At 61.4% G+C, this 22,335-nt stretch carries 22 protein-coding genes; 9 read left to right on the plus strand and 13 right to left on the minus strand.

What is annotated here, in order from left to right; genetic code table 11:
• Entirely contained in the window at window positions 1-546 is a 546-nt protein-coding gene (locus KKQ10_RS08370) for a carboxymuconolactone decarboxylase family protein (protein ID WP_127651895.1), read from the minus strand.
• A gap of 103 nt (window positions 547-649) precedes the next feature.
• Between KKQ10_RS08370 and KKQ10_RS08375 the strand changes: the two genes are divergently transcribed.
• Window positions 650-1,561, plus strand: a complete 912-nt coding sequence (locus KKQ10_RS08375; RefSeq protein ID WP_215500792.1) for an AraC family transcriptional regulator — start codon at window positions 650-652, stop codon at window positions 1,559-1,561.
• A gap of 43 nt (window positions 1,562-1,604) precedes the next feature.
• Here KKQ10_RS08375 and KKQ10_RS08380 read toward each other — a convergent pair whose 3' ends face one another.
• From KKQ10_RS08380 to KKQ10_RS08405, 6 genes are all read right to left on the minus strand, one after another.
• Window positions 1,605-2,276, minus strand: coding sequence for a methionine ABC transporter permease (locus tag KKQ10_RS08380; protein ID WP_215500793.1), 672 nt, complete (start codon window positions 2,274-2,276; stop codon window positions 1,605-1,607).
• Entirely contained in the window at window positions 2,273-3,073 is an 801-nt protein-coding gene (locus KKQ10_RS08385) for a methionine ABC transporter ATP-binding protein (RefSeq protein ID WP_215500794.1), read from the minus strand. Before KKQ10_RS08385 ends, KKQ10_RS08380 begins: the two co-directional genes overlap by 4 nt.
• Window positions 3,070-3,879 carry a MetQ/NlpA family ABC transporter substrate-binding protein gene (locus tag KKQ10_RS08390; RefSeq protein ID WP_215500795.1) on the minus strand — a complete coding sequence of 270 codons (810 nt, stop codon included), beginning with the start codon at window positions 3,877-3,879 and terminating at the stop codon, window positions 3,070-3,072. Before KKQ10_RS08390 ends, KKQ10_RS08385 begins: the two co-directional genes overlap by 4 nt.
• A gap of 27 nt (window positions 3,880-3,906) precedes the next feature.
• Window positions 3,907-4,959, minus strand: coding sequence for an isopenicillin N synthase family dioxygenase (locus KKQ10_RS08395; protein WP_215500796.1), 1,053 nt, complete (start codon window positions 4,957-4,959; stop codon window positions 3,907-3,909).
• A gap of 244 nt (window positions 4,960-5,203) precedes the next feature.
• Window positions 5,204-5,836: an isochorismate family cysteine hydrolase YcaC gene (ycaC, locus tag KKQ10_RS08400; RefSeq protein WP_215500797.1), complete on the minus strand. Its 633-nt coding sequence runs from the start codon at window positions 5,834-5,836 to the stop codon at window positions 5,204-5,206.
• Between the two features lie 168 nt (window positions 5,837-6,004).
• Complete coding sequence (locus KKQ10_RS08405) at window positions 6,005-6,925, minus strand: universal stress protein (protein ID WP_215500798.1); 921 nt, start codon at window positions 6,923-6,925, stop codon at window positions 6,005-6,007.
• A 259-nt stretch (window positions 6,926-7,184) separates the two neighbouring features.
• Here KKQ10_RS08405 and fnr point away from each other — a divergent pair, with 259 nt between their 5' ends.
• Entirely contained in the window at window positions 7,185-7,928 is a 744-nt protein-coding gene (fnr, locus tag KKQ10_RS08410; RefSeq protein ID WP_215500799.1) for a fumarate/nitrate reduction transcriptional regulator Fnr, read from the plus strand.
• Window positions 7,929-7,946: 18 nt separating this feature from the next.
• Here the strand turns inward: fnr and KKQ10_RS08415 are convergent, their stop codons facing one another.
• Window positions 7,947-8,861, minus strand: coding sequence for a universal stress protein (locus KKQ10_RS08415; RefSeq protein WP_127651885.1), 915 nt, complete (start codon window positions 8,859-8,861; stop codon window positions 7,947-7,949).
• Window positions 8,862-9,085: 224 nt separating this feature from the next.
• On the opposite strand from KKQ10_RS08415, the gene KKQ10_RS08420 reads away from it, so the two are divergent.
• Entirely contained in the window at window positions 9,086-9,649 is a 564-nt protein-coding gene (locus KKQ10_RS08420; RefSeq protein WP_127651884.1) for a GNAT family N-acetyltransferase, read from the plus strand.
• A 50-nt stretch (window positions 9,650-9,699) separates the two neighbouring features.
• Here the strand turns inward: KKQ10_RS08420 and KKQ10_RS08425 are convergent, their stop codons facing one another.
• The 4 genes from KKQ10_RS08425 to KKQ10_RS08440 form a co-directional block, all read right to left on the minus strand.
• A complete protein-coding gene (locus KKQ10_RS08425; RefSeq protein ID WP_215500800.1) occupies window positions 9,700-10,623 on the minus strand; it encodes a universal stress protein in 924 nt (307 codons plus the stop codon).
• A 138-nt stretch (window positions 10,624-10,761) separates the two neighbouring features.
• Entirely contained in the window at window positions 10,762-12,000 is a 1,239-nt protein-coding gene (locus tag KKQ10_RS08430; protein WP_215500801.1) for an MgtC/SapB family protein, read from the minus strand.
• 38 nt (window positions 12,001-12,038) lie between these two features.
• The gene (locus tag KKQ10_RS08435) at window positions 12,039-12,254 is read right to left on the minus strand and encodes a hypothetical protein (RefSeq protein WP_215500802.1); all 216 of its coding nucleotides are present in this window, start codon (window positions 12,252-12,254) and stop codon (window positions 12,039-12,041) included.
• Window positions 12,255-12,290: 36 nt separating this feature from the next.
• Window positions 12,291-13,364 carry an NAD(P)-dependent alcohol dehydrogenase gene (locus KKQ10_RS08440; protein ID WP_215500803.1) on the minus strand — a complete coding sequence of 358 codons (1,074 nt, stop codon included), beginning with the start codon at window positions 13,362-13,364 and terminating at the stop codon, window positions 12,291-12,293.
• Window positions 13,365-15,145: 1,781 nt separating this feature from the next.
• On the opposite strand from KKQ10_RS08440, the gene KKQ10_RS08445 reads away from it, so the two are divergent.
• The 5 genes from KKQ10_RS08445 (at window position 15,146) to KKQ10_RS08465 (ending at window position 19,213) form a co-directional block, all read left to right on the plus strand.
• Window positions 15,146-16,069, plus strand: coding sequence for a universal stress protein (locus tag KKQ10_RS08445; RefSeq protein ID WP_215500804.1), 924 nt, complete (start codon window positions 15,146-15,148; stop codon window positions 16,067-16,069).
• Between the two features lie 148 nt (window positions 16,070-16,217).
• Window positions 16,218-17,081, plus strand: a complete 864-nt coding sequence (locus KKQ10_RS08450; RefSeq protein ID WP_215500805.1) for a helix-turn-helix transcriptional regulator — start codon at window positions 16,218-16,220, stop codon at window positions 17,079-17,081.
• A 46-nt stretch (window positions 17,082-17,127) separates the two neighbouring features.
• Window positions 17,128-17,922: a helix-turn-helix transcriptional regulator gene (locus KKQ10_RS08455; protein WP_215500806.1), complete on the plus strand. Its 795-nt coding sequence runs from the start codon at window positions 17,128-17,130 to the stop codon at window positions 17,920-17,922.
• Window positions 17,923-18,128: 206 nt separating this feature from the next.
• Entirely contained in the window at window positions 18,129-18,734 is a 606-nt protein-coding gene (locus KKQ10_RS08460; protein ID WP_215500807.1) for an SCO family protein, read from the plus strand.
• A complete protein-coding gene (locus KKQ10_RS08465; protein WP_127651875.1) occupies window positions 18,734-19,213 on the plus strand; it encodes a copper chaperone PCu(A)C in 480 nt (159 codons plus the stop codon). Before KKQ10_RS08460 ends, KKQ10_RS08465 begins: the two co-directional genes overlap by 1 nt.
• A gap of 69 nt (window positions 19,214-19,282) precedes the next feature.
• Here the strand turns inward: KKQ10_RS08465 and KKQ10_RS08470 are convergent, their stop codons facing one another.
• Window positions 19,283-19,777: a hypothetical protein gene (locus tag KKQ10_RS08470; RefSeq protein ID WP_215500808.1), complete on the minus strand. Its 495-nt coding sequence runs from the start codon at window positions 19,775-19,777 to the stop codon at window positions 19,283-19,285.
• Window positions 19,778-20,111: 334 nt separating this feature from the next.
• On the opposite strand from KKQ10_RS08470, the gene KKQ10_RS08475 reads away from it, so the two are divergent.
• On the plus strand, window positions 20,112-22,322 hold the full coding sequence (locus KKQ10_RS08475) for an LTA synthase family protein (RefSeq protein WP_215500809.1): 2,211 nt from the start codon (window positions 20,112-20,114) through the stop codon (window positions 22,320-22,322).
• The last annotated feature ends 13 nt before the right edge of the window (window positions 22,323-22,335 follow it).

The following is a 22,335-nucleotide window of genomic DNA, read 5'->3' on the forward strand; positions in this document are numbered from 1 at the left end:
TTACGCGCGATACGGCGCCAGCTCGGGGTTGAGCGGCGTGTCGGCGAACACGTTGGCGAAGTTGCACAGGGTCGCCAGGCTGACACCGAGGATCACTTCCAGCGCATTGCCTTCGGTGTAGCCGGCGGCTTTGAATTCATTGAAGGTCTGATCGCTGACCTTGCCCCGGGTGGCAATCACTTCGCGGGCAAACGCGGCCAACGTCTCCAGTTTTTCCACGGGCACGGTGGCTTTCTCACGCAGCGCACTGACCACTTGCGGCGGCAGTTTTGCCTTATTCAGCGCGACGGCGGTATGACCTGCGACACAGAAATCGCAACCATGGTGGGTGGCGGCAATCAGTTGCACCACTTCACGCTCGGCGAGGCTGAGTTCGGCCTTGCCATTGAGCGCCGATACCGTAACGTAGGTTTCCAGCGCGGCCGGGGCGTTGGCCAGCACGGCCAGCAGGTTGGGGATGAACCCGGAATTTTTCTGCGCATTTTCGAGGAACGGCCGGGCCGCTTCGGGTGCGCTTTGCAGGGTGTGTAAGGTGACTCGCGACATGGTGCAGACTCCTGCTGATGAGTGTCCGGCAAGTCTGTTGGTTATAAAAATTCCGATCCATATTCTAAAGTAGCGATTACTTGCTCCTGAGTGTTTCCATTAGATGATTTCGTCCAGCCCACTGGTTGATTGGTTATTAGAAAGCCTCGAACTCGACGCCAGCCTGTTCCACGTCGGCCGCTATTGCGGTGGCTGGCACGCCAGCACGCACGGGCTGGCGCGCGCAAGTTTTCACCTGATCGTGCAGGGCCATTGCTGGCTGCATATCGAAGGTCATCCAGCGGCCTTGCGCCTGGACAGCGGCGATGCGGTGTTCCTGCTGCGGGACCTGAATTACCGGCTCTCCAACACGGACAATTCAGCCATCGCCCAAACGCTGCCACGCATGGCGATGTCTGCGCTCGACAGTCAGGCGCAGGACGGTGTCGGGCTGGTTTGCGGCTTCTTTCATTTCAAATCCGGGTTGTCATCGCTGATCATCGAAGGCCTGCCGGACTGGATCATCCTGCGCGCCGGCGACCCGGGCTCCAGTGCGGCGCGGGCCTTGTTCGAACTGATCCTGCAAGAATGCGAACGCCTGCCGGCGCCCTCCTCGGCGTTGCTGGAGCGCTTGAGTCATCTGCTGTTTCTTTACGTGCTGCGCCAGCAAATGGCCGACAACCAAAGCCTCGGCGGCCTCGTGGCACTGGCGCGTAACCCGCAGTTCGCACCGTTGCTGGATCAGTTGATCGAGCAACCGCAATTGCCGTGGTCACTGGAGAGCATGGCGGCGAGCATCGGCCTGTCGCGCTCGGCGTTTTTCAAGCGTTTCAATGAACTGGCCGGGCAGTCGCCGGGGCAAGTGTTGCTGGCCCTGCGCATCCGCCACGCCTGCCAGTTGCTGCGCGCCAACCACACGGTGGAACAGGTATGCGCGGCGGTGGGCTATCAGTCGATTGCCGCGTTTACCCGGGCGTTTGCCAAGTCGGTGGGGGTGCAACCGGGGGCGTATCGCAAGCAGCATGAGGGGCGCTGAGCGAGACGTTAGCTGGAAACCACCGCCACACTCATAGAGTTCCTTAACGCCGATGGGCCAGCGAACGCACCAGCCGGTCGCCCAGGCTTTGCACGCCCTGCACGAGGATGACCAGCACCACCACGGTGGCGACCATCACTTCATTGTTGAAACGCTGATAGCCATAACGGATCGCCAGATCACCCAGCCCGCCACCGCCGATGACGCCGGCCATAGAGGAAAAACCGATCAGCATCACCAGCGTCAGGGTGATGCCCGCCAGCAAGGCCGGCAGCGCTTCGGGCAGCAAAACCTTGAAAATCACGTGGCGGATGTCGCCGCCCATGGCGAGGATCGCGTCGATCCGGCCCTTGTCGACTTCGTCCAGCGCGTTCTCGACGATCCGCGCAAAAAACGGAAACGCGCCAATGGTGATCGGCACCACCGCCGCCGTGCTGCCCAGCGTCGTGCCGACCACCAGACGGGTCAGTGGAATCAGCGCGATCAGCATCACCACGAACGGCAGCGAGCGCCCCAGATTGACCAGCGAACCCAACGCCGCATTCAGCCGCGGCATCGGCCACAGTCCGTCGCGCCGGCTGACAAACAGCAACACCCCCAGCGGCAAACCGATCAGCAGCGTGAACAGCCCCGCGAGCAATACCATGTACAGGGTTTCGCCGGTGGCGTTGAACACCAGTTGCAGGATTTCATCCCAGTTGATCGTGCGGTTCATGACTGGGCCGCCCGTACGCCGTATTGCTTGAGAAAACTCAGCCCCGGCGCGGCATGCCCCAGTGGCAGACCGCAAGTCGGACGCAGCGAGGCACCCAGCCGCGACTGCGGATCCGCCAGCAGGCGCGGCACCGGCCCGGCCTCGACCAGCCGGCCGCCGGCCATGGACGCGGCGTGATCACAGATCGACTTGACCACGTCCAGCTCATGGGTGATCAGCACGATGGTCAGGCCCAGTTGCCGATTGATGTCGCGCAGCAGTTCGAGAATCGACGCCGTGGTTTCCGGGTCCAGCGCGCTGGTGGCCTCGTCTGACAGCAGATACGCCGGCTCGGCTGCCAGGGCGCGGGCAATCCCCACCCGTTGTTTCTGGCCACCGGACAACTGCGAGGGAAAGGCTTGCGCCTTGTCACTCAAGCCGACCAGATCCAGCAACTCGCGCACCCGCATGTGGCGCCAGGGTTTGCCGACGTTGGCGATCTCCAGCGGCACGGCGATGTTGTCGAACACGGTGCGCGAATGCAGCAGGTTGAAGCCCTGGAAAATCATGCCGATGCGCTGACGCTGGCGGCGCAAGTCGCTGGGCGACAGGGTCAACAGGTCGACGCCGTCGATCAGGATCCGCCCGCTGTCCGGGCGTTCGAGCAGGTTGAGGCAACGCAACAGGGTCGATTTGCCCGCACCGCTACGTCCGAGAATGCCGTAGATCGCGCCATCGGGAATGCTCAGCGACACCTGATCGAGCGCCGGTGCAGCGGCCGACGGATACGTTTTGCTCAACTGCTCGACGACGATCATGGCTTGGCATCCACCACTGGAATCACCGAGCCATTGAAGTTATCGGTGATGTATTTCGCCACTTGCGGCGAGGTCAGGTCCTTGGCCAGTTGCGCGATCCGTGGATCGTTCTGCAACGTCGGCGTGGTCACCAGAATGTTGGCGTACGGATTGTGCTCGGCCTTCTCCAGCCCCAGCGCATCCCTGGCCGGCACCAGCCCGGCTTCCAGCGCGTAGTTGCCGTTGATCACGGCGAGGTCGACATCGTCCAGGGCCCGGGGAATCTGCGGCGATTCGATTTCGAGGATCTTCAGCTGTTTCGGGTTCTCGGCGATGTCCTTGGGCGTTGCCTGAGCGGCCGCCGGATCGTTGAAACCGGACTTGAGTTTGATCAGCCCGTTGTCCTGCAACAGGTACAGCGCACGGCTCAGGTTGGTGACGTTGTTGGGCACGGCCACGGTGCCTTTTTCCGGCACCTCGGCGAAGCTTTTGTGCCGACGCGAATAAATCCCCAGCGGCTCGATATGCACCGTGGCAGCCACCGCGAGTTTTTGCCCCAGCGCTTGCTCCTGGGATTTCAGATACGGCAGATGCTGGAAGTAATTGGCATCGACATCGCCGTGCACAAGCAGCTCGTTGGAGTTCACGCCGTTGGGGATCTCGATGACCTTGAGGTTGAGTTGCGGATCGATTTTCTGAATGTAGGCCAGAATCTGCGCGTGGGGCACCGGGTCAGCGGCCACCCGCAACGGCTCCAGCGCCTGAGCGCCGAACGAAGTCACCAGCGCGCCGAGCACGGCCAGGGTCAAACCTGCTTTTTTCAACATGTGCGGAGTCCTTGAGCGAGTGATGAATCAGGCGTTGGCGGTCTTGCGAAGCGGTGCTGCGGGAATCAGCGCGTCGGCATAAAAGCGCCGGGCGACATCGGGATGCGAACGCAACCGGCCCTTGAGGTAGTTCCAGCCGACATCGCGAAACAGCGGATTGAGCGGATCACTCGCCGGGCCACGTGCTTCGCGCAACAGCACGGTCGGCAACGGATACAGCGGCACCACGGCGTCGAGTTGCGCACCGAGGAAAAACGCGATGGACAGCCGCTCGCTGCCTTCGGGCGGCGACACCACGCGATGCACGGTGGCGCGCAAATAGCCGTTGGTGGCCAGCTCCAGCAGTTCGCCGATGTTCACCACCAGCGTGTTGTCGCGGGGCAACGCATCGATCCAGCGCCCCTCCTCGACCTCCACTTGCAACCCCGCCTGCTGGTCTTGCAGCAGAAAGCTGAGGAACCCCGAATCCTTGTGGGCGCCGACGCCCTGATGACTGGCCGCGCTCGACTGCCCCGGATAGCGCATCAGCTTGATGTGCTCGTTGGGCTTGTCGCCGTACAACCGGTCAAAGGCATCGGCCGGCAACGACAGCGCCTCGGCAAACGCCCGCAACAGGCGCAACGACATACGCGTCATCGCCTGCTGCCACTCGAGCAGCAACGGCTTGAGTGGCGGCAAGGCCTGCGGCCATTGGTTGGGTCCCTGCAACCGCGCCCACAGCGGACTGTCCGCCAGCAACGGTAACGCCTCGCGCTCGGCCCCCAGATCGAACTGCTCGCGCAGATCAGGCTGACCGCGAGTGATCTCGGAAGCGGCACGGTTGTAACCGCGAAAGTGCGGCGAATTGATCATGCCGACAGCGCTTTTATCGCCGTCTGGCAAGGCAAAGAACTGCCGCGCCTGATCCTGGACCTGCGCCAGCAAGCCACTGTCGATGCCATGCCCGGTCAGGTAAAAGAACCCGACATCCCGAGCAGCATGGCGCAGGTCTTCGAGAAATTGCCGGCGCTGCTGCGCCGAGCCGTCGAGCAGCGAAAGATCAAGAATAGGCAGCGTGTTGATGACTGGTACGTGCGGCATGATTCACTCCCGTGTGAATCAAACCTGAAGAGCCTGTGATCGATTCAGCGTGTGCCGTCATGGCAATCGGGAGGTCTATCGGTTTGATGCTTTGGTTCGTCTGTGAGCCAAAACTAAACGATATTAAAAACGACGGACAAATATCTTTTTTGCATTAGCTTAGCGCTGGTGATGATCAGCGTTGCTGGCGCCTGAAAAAACAAAAGCCTGCTTTCAAGGCAGGCTTTTAGTCTGGCAACACCCCTTACTTCTGCGCCGCCGTAATCGCCGAATAACTGTTCATCAGATTCCGATAGTTGGGAATCCGCTGCGACAGCAGGTTGCCCAGCCCTTCGATGTCGTTGCGCCAGTCGCGGTGCAGTTCACAGGCCACCGAGAACCAGTTCATCATCTGGGCACCAGCCTGGGTCATGCGGTTCCAGGCGGCTTGCTGGACGGTGGTGTTGAAGGTGCCGGAGGCGTCGGTGACGACGAACACGTCGAAGCCTTCCGCCAGCGCCGACAGGGTCGGGAATGCTACGCAGACATCAGTCACGACGCCGGCAATGATGATCTGCTTGCGGCCGGTGGCCTTGATGGCCTTGACGAAGTCTTCGTTGTCCCAGGCGTTGATCTGGCCTGGGCGGGCGATGTACGGCGCGTCGGGGAACATTTCCTTGAGTTCCGGAACCAGCGGGCCGTTCGGGCCTTGTTCAAAACTGGTGGTGAGGATGGTTGGCAAGTTGAAGAATTTTGCCAGGTCGGCCAGGGCCAGTACGTTGTTCTTGAATTCGTTCGGCGTGAAGTCCTGAACCAGAGAAATCAGACCGGTCTGGTGGTCGACCAGCAGGACTACGGCGTCGTCTTTGTTCAGGCGGTTGTAGGTTGCAGTGCTCATGTTTGAATCCCTTTTCTTGGTTGTGGTGGTTGGGGTTGCGTTGAACATGGGCACAGATTACGGACACAGCCTGAACGGATAAATCCGTTGAAAAGCGTTTCACTGTCAACTCAAAGCAGACAATCAAGCCGAGTGGCACAGGCGCCCCACCCCGCTTGAAGCCCCCGCTCACTCGGGGGCCGGCAACGGTTTGGCGATCATCAGGCTGCACGGTGCCCGGTTCAGGACACTCTCCACGGTCGCGCCGATGAAGCCGTCCAGCCCGCGCTGATAGGCAGTGCCGAGCACCAACAGGTCGCACTGGCTCCGGGAGGCGAACTGCTCGATCACCAGATGCGGAATGCCGGTCAATTGGTGGCGACAGTGCATCGCAATGTCATAGCGTTCAGCCAGCGCATCAAAAGCCTCTTGCTGGGTGTCGTTGATCGCCTCGCACAGGCTGTGATCCAGGCTCAGGGTCGGCACGCTCATCGCCGCATCGCCTAATACCGACCAGTTACTGACGTTGAGGATGTGCAAGGTCGCGCCGCATGCGCCTGCCAGCGTTGCGGCCAGGTCGAGGATGCGTTCGTTGAGGCCCTGGGTCAGGTCTTCCAGATGCGAAAGATCAACCGCCGCGAGTATTGTCAGCGGCAGCGGATGACGGGCTTCGATAACCAGATGCACGGGAGCCGGACAGTCGCGCAGCAGCAGCCAGTCCAGCGGTCGATGGAACGCCCGATTCAGCGCCGGGACATGATGGGCATCCTTGATCACCAGATCAGCCCGATAGTCATTGATGTATTCAAGCATGTGCGCCGGCGTGGCCCGGGCCCAGACCACTTCGCTGGTGACCTGCACGCCACTGCCTGCCTGAAACCGTGCCTGCTGCTCCAGCCAGTGTCGATGCACCTGTAAGTAACCTTCGCGGGCCTGGGCCATCGCGTCGTGGTCGAACAGGCCGGCCACCGCCAACGCCTGCACATAGTCGAACGCCACGATGTGCAGCGCCGCACCGGTGGCCTCGGCCAGGGCCCGCGCTCGATCGAATGCCGGAGTTCGGATCATTTCGGTGGGAGCAATCAACAGCATACGTTTGAGCTTGAGCATCACAGACCTCGCCCTGGCAGCACGAGGCTGGCCCGTTGGCCAGCCTGACATCCCTGTCGATTACATATCGACGACCAAGCCAGTATCCGGCGATGCCCTTGCAGGACTCTGATTTTTATCAAGCGATGGCAGATGTGCAGCAGTGCATCCAGTGCGCTTTGTCCGTTCGTCACCTGCCACTGCTGATGCCGGAATAAGCTCAGCGCCCGAAACCCACAACACCTATGCTCAATGCACCCACAGAGGCGTAATAGCTCCCATGTCAGAAGTACTTCCGTTCCACGCGCAGCATCTCAAGGCCGCGTGCTCCAATTGCAGCGTGCTGGAGTTGTGTCTGCCGATCGGCTTGAACGGTGCGGAAGTCGAGCGTCTGGACACGCTGATCGTGCAGCGGGTCAAAGTCAAAAAGGGCACGGCGCTGTACCGCACCGGCGATCCCCTGCGTTCGCTGTACGCCGTGCGGATCGGCTCGTTCAAGACCAGCATGCTGTCAGTCGACGGGCGTGAACAGGTCACCGGGTTTCACATCCCGGGCGAGATGCTTGGGCTGGACGCCATCAGCGCCGACGAGCATGCCTGCAACGCCTTTGCGCTGGAGGACAGCGAGGTCTGCCCGATCCACTTTGCGCACCTGGAAAAGCTCGCGCAGAACCTGCCGTCGCTGCAGCACAACCTCAACCGGTTGCTGAGCCGTGAAATCGTGCGTGACCACAGTATGTTGATGCTGATGGGCAACATGAACTCGGATGAGCGGCTGGCGGCGTTTCTGCTCAATCTGTCGCAACGCTTGAGCATCCGCGGCTATTCCTCCAAGGATTTCGTGCTGAAAATGCGCCGCGAGGAAATCGGCTCCTACCTCGGGTTGCGCCTGGAAACCATCTGCCGCGGCATCGCCCACCTGCGCGATCAGGGGCTGGTGGAAATCAGCGGCCGCAACGTCCGGATCCAGAACATGGACGGCCTCAAGCAATTGCTTGCCGGCTGCCACCGCTCGCCTCGCTGATCCCTGCTCCGGCGAGCGCTAGCCAGCGTCGCCGCATTGTCTGACCGCCAGAATGCTGCCCGGCACTGAATACAACGCGCGCTCGGTGTTGCTGCCGATCAAGCGATCCATGCCGACCCGATGCGCCGTGCCCATCACCACCACGTCCGCCAGGTATTGCTCGACAAACTCGCTGATCACCGGCACCGGCAAGCCCATGGCAAAATGCCGACGCTCCGGTGGCACGCCGTAGCGATCAGCCAGGGTGACGAAGGCCTGATGCAGGGACTCGCGCAGCTCTTCGACGAAGTTGCCGTTCCAGCCGCCGGTGACCAGCGGCGCATCACCGTTGAACGCCGCCGACAAGTCGTAAGCGTACAGCAGGTGCAACGGCGCATCGCACTGCAGGGCCAGAGCATTGGCGGTCTGGATGATGGTGTCGTTCAAGCCGTTGATCTGCGTGGCCGGATCGAACGGGTCCACTGCCGCCACCACTCGGTGCGGTAAGGCGTATCGGATCTGATTGACCAGGTGCACCGGGACCGGACATTCGCGCAGCAAGTGGCAATCAAGCGGCGTGACGAACACCCGTTTGAGCACCGGCTCCAGCGTCACATCCTTGATCAGCAGATCGGGCTTGAGGGTCTGCACGGTCTTGAGGATTTCCAGCAACGGATGGGTGGTGAACACCACGTCCACGGTGACCTTCAGGCCATGGCCGTTGAGCCGTTCGACCTCATCGGCGATCCAGCGTCGGTAGCGGCGCAGATAGCGTTGCGCGTCGACCTCATCGATCTTGTCTTCCCACAGGTGCGCCACCGGCACCGGTTCGACAAAGGCCCGCACATCCAGCGCAGCCCCGCTCGCCTTGGCCAGTGCCATTGCGCGCAGCATGGCGGGCGACTGATGCAGTGTCTGGTCGGCGACCAGCAGCAAACGTTGATATTGCCCCATCACACACCTCCGCTCGGCACCGGCGCTGACAGGCCGGCAAGGTTTCAGCCTGCGCTCGCGGCCCCCTGCCTGACGTTGATTTACATCAAACACAAGCCAATCAGTGGCGCCATCGCGTGTGTCTGATCCAGATCAGATCCAGACACCGGCAACGGCGTAGAAAGGAAAGAAAGAGCAATTGGTCACCGCGTGTCAGCCTTTCAAACCGGATGGAGGATTACCCCATGCTTACTGTCAAAGACCACAATGATCGGGCCGTGGCGGCGTACGCCGCAGTCTCCGGGCAATACTGGATTGAAGCCGTCAAGGATGGACGCCACGTGTTGATCCGCCCGTTGGCGGAAAAGGACCGTGAGCGTGAATACGCCTTCATCAAGCGCCTGTCACCCGAGTCCCGGCACATGCGTTTTCTGGCGCAGATCAGTGAACCCGGCACGGCGATGCTCGACCAACTGATGGACACCGATAACAAGAAGCGCACGGCCTTCATCGCGCTGGTGCATGAAGACGGCCAGTTGATCGAAATCGGCATCAGTCGTTATGCCGCCACCGGCGAGCATGAATGTGAATGCGCCGTGACCGTTGCCGATGAATGGCAGCACCTGGGACTGGGAACGCTGTTGATGGAGCACCTGATCAAGGCGGCGCGCAAGAACGGCTTTCACCAGATGTATTCGGTCGACGTCGCCAGCAACGAACCGATGCGTGAACTGGCCCGGACGCTGAACTTCGAAACCCATCATGATCCTGACGACAGCCGGCAGGTCATACACCGTCTTCAACTGTAAAAAATCGCCCGGTGATGGGCCCGTCAGGACTCATCACCGGGCGATTGCCTTCACGACTGCAGCGTATGTCCCGGTTTGATCGCCAGCACACTGCAAGGCGCGCGGTGCAGGATCTGTTCGGCGGTGGTGCCCAACAACTTGTTCAAACCATGATGCTGCACCGTGCCCATCACGATCACGTCGGTGTGATGTTCTGCGGCGAACTCGCAAATGCTCGACACCGGCGGCCCCTCGACAAAGTGTCGGTGGGTCGGCGGCACACCATGGCGTTCGGCCAGGGCCGCAAACGCCTCGTGTTGCGCACTGCCCAAAGATTCATAGATCCCGGTGGCCAGGGGCAGCGCGCCATAACCCATGTCCGTGGCGTACACCGACGTCCAGTCGTAAACATGCAGCAACTCCAGCCGGGCATCACATTGCTCGGCCAGCCGGGTGGCAGCTTTCACAATCTGATCGTTGAACACCAGATCCTGATCCTCACTGCGCAGCACGTCGATAATCGCCAGCACATTGCGCGGCCGTGGGTGGACGTCATCGGTGACCAGATGCACCGGCGCCGGGCAATCACGCAGCAACTGCCAATCCAGCGGCGTGTAAAACACCCGCTTCAATGCCGATTCCTGCTGCGCATCCTTGATGATCAGCGCCAGCGGCATCTCGTTGACGAACTGCAGAACTTCTTCATACGGATGTTGCACCCAGACCACCTCGCTGGTGACCTCGATGCCATGGCGCGCGAGCAAGCCGGCCTGTTCGGCCAGCCATTGGCGATGGGTACGCAGATAACCGTCTCGGGCCAGACGGACTTGTTCGGGGGCGAACAGGCCCACCACGGCCAGCGCCTGCAAATAGTCGAAGGCGACAATGTGCAACGGCAGTTGCATGGCGACTGCCAGCGCAGCGGCACGTTCGAACGCCGGTGTGTGGGTCATGGCTGGGGGAGCGATCAACAGTAAACGCGAAGTCTGCGACATGGGGCACCTCGGCACGATGGCCATCTGGATCGAGTGAACAGGGTTCCAGATTGCGCGTTCCTGCCGCCGGCGAGTTGATCTTGATCAGCTCTGCATGACACGCCCCGAGGCCAACATCGAACCCTCGCCGCCGCTGTTTCAGTACCACAAGCTGCCGGCCCACATCGCCAGGGTCAGCAGCACCTGCCCGGGAATCACATAAGCGGCGAAACGCCGGCCACCGCTGACCCAGGCCACCACGCATTTGCTCAGCGAGTTGCTGCTGATCGCGATCAGGGCGGGACCGACAATCGCCTCCACCGGTAACAGACCGGCCTTGGCCAGCCCGGCGATAGACGCGGTCGAGGCGTGGGCATCGGCAAATCCGCTGAAGGTGGCGGTGAGCATCACACCCACCTGACCAAAGTGACTGAGCATTGCCGACGACACCAGGGTGATCGCCGTCATGGTCAAGGCAACGACCACGGCAAGTTTCGGATTGAATGCGCCGCCCACCGACATCGTCTCGGCAGCCCCTCGGGTCGGCCGGGGAAACATCAGACAGGCGCTGTAAATCAGCGTAGCAATACTGCCGGCCATTAACGGCAGCCACATGTTGCGCAACAAGGCTGGATCGACTGCGGCGAGAATCAGCCCGGTCTGAATCATGGTCGCCAGATTGGACAGCAGCGCCGCCGCGCTGAGGACCCGTAGATTCGCCGGTTCCCGGGCGACCCGATGGCCCATGGTCGCAATGGTCACGGTGCTGGACGCGAAACCGGAGGCGATGGCGCTGATGGCGTAGCCGTAACGAACGCCCAGCGTCCGCACGGCGATGTGCCCGGCCGCCCCCACCAGCATCAGTAACACCGTCAAGGTGCAAATGGTGCGCAGATTAATCGCGGCGTAAGGCCCGATGTAACGGTCCGGCGTCAACGGCAAGACCACCAGCGCGGTAATCAGCAAGACCAGGCCGTCGCGCATTTCGGTTTCGCTCAACTGACTGATCGCGAAGTCATGCAGCTTTTCCCGATACGTCAGCAATCCCGCCACCACCACGCCAATGGCGACCGCCAGTTCGGCAGAGCGGGTGCACAACGCGCCCAGTATGAGCACGGTGATCAGCGCCACTTCGCTAGTCACGCCGGGATCGTCATCGCGCCCGCGCCAATAGGCGACGGTGATCAGCAACGTCAAACCGATCGCGACAATCCCGACCAACAGCGCCGCCCCCACCGCCATCGCGGCGTAGCCCAGCAATGCGGTGATCGCGAATGTACGCAAACCTGCGCTGCCTCGACGCTCTCCGGAACCCTTGTGACGTTCGCGCTCAAGACCGACGAGCATGCCAATGCCCAAGGCAGCCGCCGCCCCCATCATGCCAAGGGATTCATTCATCGTCGATTTGCCTTGCCTCGTCCCTGCGCCAATCGGATTCAGCCCGCGACAGCCTCCACAGCTCCGGCCGGTGCCGGCAGTGCAAACACTTTGCGTTCAGTTGCTTGCGGCCAGGGGTGTGGCGCGTCGATGCGGGCCTTGAGTCGGCTGACAAATGCTTGAGCGTCCTCCAACTGATTGAAGTACACACGACAATCATCCAGCGACACAACCCAGCCGTGCGGCACCGCCGTTGCACTGATATCGATGTTCATCGAAAAGCCTCCGTCAAATCGAAAAAGAGCCGTTGTTCAAGGAGTGATCGCCACTTTCATGACCCCGTCACGCTGGTGTGCAAACAGTTCATACGCCGCCTCGATGTCATCGAGTTTGAAGCGATGGGTTACCAGCGGCGACAGATCCACCGCACCGCTTTGCACCACCGCCATCAAGCGGCGCATGCGCTCCTTGCCTCCGGGACACAGGGTCGAGACGATGCTGTAATCGCCCAGGCCAGCGGCGAAGGCACCGAGCGGGATGTGCAGGTCGCTGGAATACACCCCCAGGCTCGACAAGCGGCCACCGGGACGCAGCACCCGCAATGCCGATTCGAACGTGCCCGGAGTACCCAGCGCTTCAATGGACACGTCGACGCCACGGCCATCGGTCAAGGCCATGATCTGCTCGACCACGTCGCCATCCTTGAAGTTGACCACGTGGGTCGCGCCCAGCCGCCGTGCGACGCTCATGCGCTCCGGCACGGCATCGACGCCGATGATCGTGGTCGCGCCCTTGAGCCGCGCACCGGCCACGGCACACAGGCCAATCGGCCCGAGGGCAAACACCGCGACGCTGTCACCGATGTTGATCTCCCCGCGCTCCGCCCCGGAAAACCCGGTGGACATGATGTCCGGGCACATCAGCACCTGTTCGTCGCTCAAGCCATCAGGGATCGGACACAGGTTCGCCAAGGCGTCCGGCACCAGCACGTATTCGGCCTGACAGCCGTCGATGGTGTTGCCGAACTTCCAGCCGCCAATCGCCTTGAAACCGTGGCGGGTGTCCGGGCCGTCCTGCGAGCCACAGCCACACAGGCACGCGTAACTTTGTCCGCTGGGGGTGATGGCCCCGGCAATCACCCGCTGCCCTTCAACGAAGCCACGCACTTGCGAACCCAGCCGTTCGATGACGCCCACCGGCTCGTGACCGATGGTCAGCCCTTTGGCTACCGGGTATTCGCCGCGCAGAATGTGTATGTCAGTGCCGCAGATGGTCGTGGTGGTGACACGGACCAGCGCATCCAGTGGCCCGACCTCCGGAATAGGTTTGTCTTCGAGCACAATGCGGTTCTTTTCGACGAAGATCGCCGCTTTCATGGTGGCCATGGTCAATTCCTCCGAGCGAGTCGCAGCTTGAGTCGTCATCAAGACTGCGCCGCCATCACGGTCCCGAAATTGATAATGGTCAATAATCCATGAATCAGCCCGCCGCACTGCTCGCGAAGAGCGCATTCCAGCCAACATCTGCACCGACTGCGCCACCGCATTCGCGAGCAAGCTCGCTCCCACACGGAATCTGTGGCGGGTGCTGAAAGTGTGTGCACCACTGTAAAACCTGTAGGAGTGAGCCTGCTCGCGAAGAGGCCTGCCCAGTCAACATCTGCAGTGACTGACCCACCGCTATCGCGAGCAGGCTCACTCCTACATTGGATCTGTGGCGGGCGTGAGAAGTGTGTGCACCACTGTAAAAACTGTAGGAGTGAGCCTGCTCGCGAAGAGGCCAGCCCAGCCAACATCTGCACTGGCTGACCCACCGCTATCGCGAGCAGGCTCACTCCTACATTGGATCTGCGGCGGGTGCGATAAGTGTGTTCATCGCAGTAAAACTGTGGGAGTGAGCCTGCTCGCGAAGAGGCCAGTCCAGTCAACATCTGCACTGACTGACCCACCGCATTCGCGAGCAAGCTCACTCCTACATTGGATCTGCGGCGGGTGCGATAAGTGTGTTCATCGCAGTAAAACTGTAGGAGCGAGCCTGCTCGCGAAGGGGCCAGTCCAGTCAACAGCTGCACTGACTGACCCACCGCCATCGCGAGCAGGCTCACTCCTACATTGGATCTGTGGCGAGTGCGAGAAGTGTGTTCATCGCAGTAAAACTGTAGGAGTGAGCCTGCTCGCGAAGAGGCCAGCCCAGCCAACAGCTGCACTGGCTGCCCCACCGCCATCGCGAGCAGGCTCACTCCTACATTGGATCTGCGGCGGACGCGAGAAGTGTGTTCATCGCAGTAAACCTGTAGGAGCGAGCCTGCTCGCGAAGAGGCCAGCCCAGTCAACATCTGCACTGGCTGCCCCACCGCTATCGCGAGCAGGCTCACTCCTACATTGGATCTGCGGCGGGTGCGATAAGTGTGTTCATCGCAGTAAAACTGTAGGAGTGAGCCTGCTCGCGAAGAGGCCGGCCCAGTCAACATCTGCACTGACTGCCCCACCGCTATCGCGAGCAGGCTCGCTCCTACATTGGATCTGCGGCGGACGCGAGAAGTGTGTTCACCGCAGTAAAACTGTAGGAGTGAGCCTGCTCGCGAAGAGGCCAGCCCAGCCAAAATCTGCACTGACTGCCCCACCGCTATCGCGAGCAGGCTCGCTCCTACATTGGATCTGCGGCGGACGTGAGAAGAGCATTCACCGCAGTAAACCTGTAGGAGTGAGCCTGCTCGCGAAGAGGCCGGCCCAGTCAACATCTGCACTGACTGCCCCACCGCTATCGCGAGCAGGCTCGCTCCTACATTGGATCTGCGGCGGACGCGAGAAGTGTGTTCACCGCAGTAAAACTGTAGGAGTGAGCCTGCTCGCGAAGAGGCCAGTCCAGTCAACATCTGCACTGGCTGCCCCACCGCTATCGCGAGCAGGCTCACTCCTACATTGGATCTGTGGCGGGTGCGAGAAGTGTGTTCATCGCAGTAAAACTGTAGGAGCGAGCTTGCTCGCGAAGGGGCCAGCCCAGCCAACACAGACCGCGCGTCCGGTCACCGGCGGCGGCAACGCCTCCCTTTGACAAATATCAAGCCGCCCCCCGGCGCCAGCGCCACGATGGGCGCAAGGCTCACGGCCCGAACACAGCGTCGCCTTTTCGCGTCGCGTGTGCGATCAACCACGGGAGATTTGTCATGTCTGAGCAATCGCGTTTCATGCTGGTGGTGTCGCCGCTGATGAAAAACAGCCCGGCTTTCGAACGCGCAGCCGCCCTGGCCAAGGCGTCCGATGCAGCGTTGCACATCGTCGCGTTCGACTACCTGGAAGGCCTGGCCACCGCCGGGCTGGTCAACGAACAGGCGCTGGAGCAGATGCGTCTGGGCTACGTCGAGCGCCATCACCAATGGCTCGAAGATCAGGCCCGGCCGCTGCGCAAGCTTGGCGTGCACGTCACCACGGAAGTGGTCTGGGTCGAACGGCCGTTGCAGGAAATCCTCATCCACCTGCGCGAACAACCGATGGCGGCGCTGATCAAGGCGCTGGATCACGAATCGCTGCTGTCGCGCCTGATGTTCACCCCGCTGGATGTGCACCTGCTGCGTGAATGCCCGGTGCCGCTGCACTTCGTCAGCCATGTGCAACACGCCCTGCCGCGCCGGATTGTCGCGGCGGTCGACCCGTTCCATCGCGACGGTCAATACAAAGGCCTCAACGACCGGATTCTGTACGAAGCCAGCAAACTGGCAAGCTCGTGCAACGCTGAACTCGACGTGATCTACGCCCATGACCTGTCCTCGATCAGCGCCGCCGAATTCGGCTTCGACCGTGCCTCGGCGTTCTTCTCCTCAAACGCCGCCAAGTTGCTGTTCGACGCCCAGGGCGAAGCCTTCCGTGAATTGGCCGAGCGCAACGACATTCCGGCAGAAAACCAGCACATGATCATGGGCGATCCTGCCAAGGTCCTCGCCAGCTACGCCGACGCGTATGACATCGACATGATTGTCATGGGCCGCGTCGCTCATCGGGGCCTGGGCCGCCTGATCGGCAGCACCGTCGAACACCTGCTGTACAGAATGCCGTGCAGCGTGTGGGTGGTGGCGCCGGAAAGGCTCGAATGAGGTGATGAGCCAATAACACCTGCATTAAACCGTCTTCCAAACGTTGTACTAGGATAGGATCCAATTCCTGACATTGTGTCGACCAGGGAACACGGTCGATGCAAGGTCAGGAATGGATCGTTTCACCTGTCAATCATGGATGACGCTTATGAACTCACACCTGTTCCCTCAGATCGGTAAAGTCATCGCCAGCACCGGCAGCCGGCACTTCCCGCGGATGTTGCATGACCTGATCCAGACTCAACTCGCGGTGGACGCCACGCACATCCGCCAGTTGCGCGTTGAGCCGATGGGCCACACCGCGAACCGCCGCCAGGCGGACATCGGCAAAGACCCGGCCCTGCTGGCCGAAACGTTGTTCTCCGAGCACAGTGCCGCGCGCACCGCCGAGCTGGCTGACCTACACCCGGCCAGCGCCGAAGCCTCGCAACTGCACCTGACCCGGCGCAAGGACGGTTACCGCTATGTGATCTCGGTGTATCGCAACGATCAGTCGCAGCGCTTCTCGGCCCAGGAGCGAAGCTTGTTGGAGGATATTTCTCCGGTGCTGTTGCCGATGGTCGAAAAACACATTCATGCCCTGCAACCGGTACGGGCCAACGCCCACGATCAGTCGCCCAACGCCGACGGCACACAACCGGGCCTGGGCAACCTGCGCCAGCGCTTCGGCGAACGCCTGCAGCAATTGGGCCTGAGCCTGTCCAATCGCGAGACAGAGGTGTGCGTCGGCCTGCTCGCCGGGCGCACTGCGCCGGAGCTGGCCGAGCAGTTGCAGTTGAAGGTCAATACCGTGGAAAGCTACCTCAAACGCGCCGCGATCAAACTCGGGATCAGCGGCCGGCACTCGTTGATGCGCTGGATGTATTCACCCGACGACACCCACCACACCACGCCACCTCCGCTGCCTGAACCCGTTGTCCCTGAGATTGCGACGCGGGATAAAACCATCGGCTTGAATCCCGCCCCGGATCAGTTTCAAGGAGAGGCGATTGCGTGGGCGGCTTTTACATAAAAAGCAGACGACTCGGTGATGACTCGGAACCAGGGATGATAAGGATATGAATCTGACCGGCAGCATTCGCAACATGGAAAACCCGCATTTCTACTGGCAACTGGGGGAACTGATTGCCAGCACTGGCGATGATCATTTCGCCAGCAACCTGTTCCAGTTGGTCGACACGCTGGTGCCGGTCAACCGCGTCGATCTCAGCGAATGGACGCTGGACGAACGCCAGGCCAGCGTGGTCGAGATCAAGGCGCTGGGCAGCGCCGGCCTGCCGCAGACCTTCCCGGCGCCGGATTCGTTGCTGCGCCCGGACGATCATCCGCTGTTGCAGAAGATGATCGAGATGAATGACTCACTGCTGATTCAACTCAAAGCGTCGCTCCAGCCCCGACATCCGCAGCACAGCGTGCACCAGTGCAATCTGGTGTCTCGCACCTCCAACCGCCGTTGTGTCATCTCGTTCTATCGACCGCATACGCAACGGGTGTTTTCCCTGCCGGAGCTGTCGTTTCTCAAAAGCCTGTCCGACACCCTGCTGCCCCTGATCGAGCGCCACGCGCAGCTCAGTCGGCAGATCATCGCCAAACAGCCGCGCCTGCCACTGGCGGACCTGGAGCAGGCGCCGTTGCAGCAGGTGTTCGATGAACGTCTGGCGCTGGGCGGCATCGTCTTGTCGGTCCGGGAGAAGGAGGTCTGCCTCGGGCTGCTGAGCGGCGGCACCGTGCCACAACTGGCCGAGAAGCTACGGGTCAAGAGCAGCTCGGTCGAGACCTACCTCAAGCGTGCGACCGCCAAACTCGGGGTCAGCGGGCGGCATGGTCTGGCGCGCTGGATGGCCGGGGCCTGATCGCGAACAGCATCGACAGCTCGCGCACCAATGAGGTCAGTGTCCAGTAGGCACTCGTCACTTTTTCTTACACCTTTTGTCGCCCGATCCTATGCTGCGCGGCGATCCGCGGCCGGCGGTTGCCTTCAGTTTGGTATCATGCGCCGCTTTTACGGTTAACCCCCCGCCAGTCCTGCCGACTGACGGGCTGCAAAAGGCGGTATTAGATGACGGCTTTGTTGACTCGCCGCAAGGTGCTTGCGGGAATGGGCGTACTGGGCCTGGGCCTGCTCACCGGCTGCGACACCCGTGGCCAACTGTCGTACAAGTACGGCAAGGACCTGAGTGACAAGATCCTCGGACGCACCTTCAAACTGAAGAACACCGACGGCGAAACCATGACGCTGTCGAGCTTCCGCGGCATGATGCCGATGATCTTCTTCGGCTTCACCCAATGCCCGGCGGTGTGCCCGACCACCCTCGCCCGCGCGGCGCAAATCAAGAAGCTGATGGGCAAGGACGGCGACCGTCTACAGGTGATCTTCATCACCCTGGACCCGGAACGCGACACGCCGCAAATCCTCGACGCCTACGTCAAAGCCTTCGACCCGAGCTTCGTCGCGCTGTACGGCACGCTGGAAGAAACCAAGGCCACCGCCAAGGAATTCGACGTGTTCTACGAGAAAGTGCCGGCGGGCGATACCTACACCATCTCCCACACGTCCACCAGTTACGTCTACGACTCGCGCGGCCAGCTGCGCATGGGTCTGTCTGTATCGCTTTCGGCACAAGAGTGCACGGAAGATTTGCTCACCGTTATGGAGGTCTGCTGATGCACCCCGTTCTGAACAACATCAAACGCGCCGTTTTCGGTCTGTCCCTGTTGGGCCTGGCGTTTCAAGCCTCGGCCCAGACCCAGGTCGACGACGCCTGGGTGCGTGCGACCGTGCCGACCCAATCGGCCAGCGGCGCATTCATGACCGTCACCGCCGACAGCGACAGCAAACTGCTGAGCGTGGCCTCGCCGGTGGCCAAAGATGTGCAGATCCACGAAATGTCGATGAAGAACGACGTGATGAGCATGGGCCCGGTCAAGTCAGTCGACCTGCCGGCCGGCAAAGCGGTCACCTTCGACCCGAACGGCTACCACGTGATGCTGATGGGCCTGAACGGCCAGCTCAAGGAAGGTGAAAGCGTGCCGCTGACCCTGACCGTGGAAAACGCCAAGGGCGAGAAAGAGACCGTTGAGGTGAAAGCCGAAGTCCGTTCGCTGACCAATATGCAAGGCCACGATCACAGCAAAATGCATTGATCTGACTGAGCGGTAATAAAAAACGGGGCGGCCTGAATCATCAGGCCGCCCCGTTTTTTTTCGCGTCGTTCAGGGGCGCTTGCGGGCCAATGCATTGCGCACGCTTTCTCTGGACATCCCCGAGCGGGAAACAGGTGCGGGTTTCTGCGCTTTTACCTCAGCCAACTGCTGCTTGCGCTTGAGCACCTGACGCCAGCGATAGCCGAGATAACCGACCGCCGCGAAGAACCCCAGCCACCCCGTCACCCAATTGACCACCGTCCACAATCCGACGGTGATCAGCACGGTTTTCCCGGTGAACAACTTCAGGCTGTCATCGACAGGCACCGTTTCAACCGGCGTCTGTTGCGCCAGCGGAATTTGCTGCATCCCGTCCAGATCAAAGCGCAGGGAGAAGTCCGCCCCGGGCACCTGAACGTCTATTCGATCGCCGTCAGCGGTATGCACTCGAACCTCGCCATTGATGACCGACACCGAGCTGAAACTGACCTGGGTTTCACGGTGAATCTCGCCGTTGACCAGGGTCACGACGGTTCGTTGTTGGACATTGGGGGTGTCGCGCATGCCGATTCCTTGAGAGATCCACGCCGGGCGGCGTGCAAAGGGAAAATCCGTTGGGCTCGAATGCTACTGAGTGGTCACCACCCTGTCCAGAAACGCGGCCAGCGTGTGCCTGCGACGGCAAATCTTAAACAGTCTGAAACAATAAATCTGCCGTCGGTATCACCCCCGTCCATTCGCCGCTATCGGGCTGACACGTATACCGGACGCGGTTTCACGTCTTGTGCCGCGCTGGCGCAAGCAGAACAGCCCGGTGTTTAAAAGGGCGATCCGGCAGCCCACCCTTGGTATCATCGCGCACACTTTTATGACGATTTGATGGCTGGAAGGTCTTTTTGTGAGCGTTCTTTTTCGTTGGTTGCGGCAGCCGCACGCCCGCCTCTTTTCCCTGGTGCTGCTGGTACTGATCGTACCGGTGTGCCTGCGCGCGGCGTTGGGCTGGTCATCGCCGTTGGGCTATTTGTCCGACCTGGCGATCGGCAGCCTGCTGGTGGTGTTGCTGCATCGCCGTGCATGGTGGCTGGCGTTGCCGTTGCTGCTGTTCTGGGGGCTGCTGGCGGTGGCGACGGCCGAGCTGGTGAGCGCCGTCGGCCGACTGCCGAACCCTTCCGACCTGCATTACCTGATTGACCCGCAGTTCGTGGAAAACTCCACCGGTGGCGGCCTCGCCCATCCTGCGTTGGGCATTGCCTTGCTGTTGGCGCTGAGCCTCTGGTTGGTGACCCGTTTCGCCAATCGCGGCCAACCCGCGCCTGCCCTGCCCCGCACGGTGTGGGCCGCGCCGGCGCTGCTGTTCGCCGCGCACTGGGGCGCGCAGAACCTGTGGCCGAACGATGAGGACCCGTGGCGCCTGTACAACCTGCCGCATCATTTGCTCGCCTCGCAGGTGGCCGATCTGCAGTTGCAGGCCGAGGAATGGCTGGACGGTGACGTCGAAGAACCCGCGCCGCAGATGGCCGGGCTGACCGATCTGGACCTCAACGGACACAAGCTGCTGGCCGCACCGGGTCAGGCGCGCAACGTGCTGATCATCGCGCTGGAAGGCATTCCCGGCGCTTACATCCGCGCCAACCGCGAGGCCATTGGCAGCCGTTATCAGGAAGACCTGATGCCCAATCTCAGCCGCTGGGCCGAGCGCGGCATGAACACCCCGGATTACGTGCTGCATACCCATCAGACCATTCGCGGCCTGTACGCCATGCTCTGTGGCGATTACGACAAACTCAACAACGGCACGCCCAAAGGCGTGGAGATGCTCACCCAGCAGGAACGCAATCAGGCGTGTCTGCCGGCGCAGCTGCGCCAGCACGGCTTCAGCACGCATTACCTGCAAGGCGCCGGTCTGCGCTTCATGGCCAAAGACAAGATCATGCCGCACATCGGTTTCGATGCGACCCATGGCCTGGAATGGTTCACCAACGCCAACTACCTGGAGTTTCCGTGGGGCAAGGATGACAAGGCGTTCTTCGAAGGCGCGCTGGATTACGTCGGCCAACTGAAGAAGCAGAAGCAACCGTGGATGCTCACCCTGCTGACTGTCGGCACGCACCAGCCCTACTCCGCCCCGGAAGAATACCTGGAGCGTTACGACACGCCGAAGCAGGCCGCCGTCGGCTATCTCGACGATGCGCTGGAGCAGTTCCTCAGCGGTCTCGAACGCCAGGGCGTGCTGAAAGACACACTGGTGGTGATCACCTCGGACGAATCCCACGGCATCGATGGCGTTCGCCTGGCGTCGTCCTGGGGCTTCAACCTGACGCTGGCGCCGGAACAGGCACAACTGCCGCGACTGAATGCCGGGGTGTATGGCCATGTCGACCTGAGCGCGTCGATCCTCGACTATTTCGACTTGCCGGTGCCGTCGGTGTTGAGCGGCCGTTCGCTGTTTCGCGACTACGACAGCGGGCGCGAAATCATGTCCTATACCAACGGCAAGCTGCGCTACCACAACGGCCAGGGGACCTTCTCCGAGTGCGACATGCCGCGCCGCTGCCGCTATTACCAAAGCGCCGGTTTCATCGCCGACAGCGCCATCTTCAAGGGCAATGAAAGCAGCCAGCACGCCCGGCAGATTGCCGCCCGCGCCATGGCGCTGGACCTGTCGCTGCTGCGCACGCCGCTCAATCAGCGCTATCAGTTCGGCAGCAACAACATCATCCCGCTGCAGGCGCAGATCAACGATGACTGGGCCGACAACCTGATCGGCGCGCAATACCTGGAAATGCCCAAAGGCTCGCACACTCGCGTGCGCCTGACCGTGCGTTCCGTGGATCCGCAGCAGGCGGCGTACATTCAGCTCAAGGCCAAGGAGTTCGAACAGGACGTGCAACTGGGCCTGCCGACGGAGATGGTCGCCACGGCGGATCAGCCGCTGGAGATGGACTTCAGTTTCGACAACCCAAAACAGCGCAAGGCCTTCTCGTTCCACTTGCTGGGTTATGGGCTGGGTGCAGTGGAGGTCACGGATTTCAGTGTGATCACTCAGTTGCCGGGGCAGGAGGATTTGATGGATGCGGTGCCGGAGGACGACACTGCGCAATCGAGTTAGCCCTCCCCGGAAA

It is taken from the genome of Pseudomonas sp. MG-9 (assembly GCF_018729515.1).
GTDB lineage: Bacteria > Pseudomonadota > Gammaproteobacteria > Pseudomonadales > Pseudomonadaceae > Aquipseudomonas > Aquipseudomonas serboccidentalis.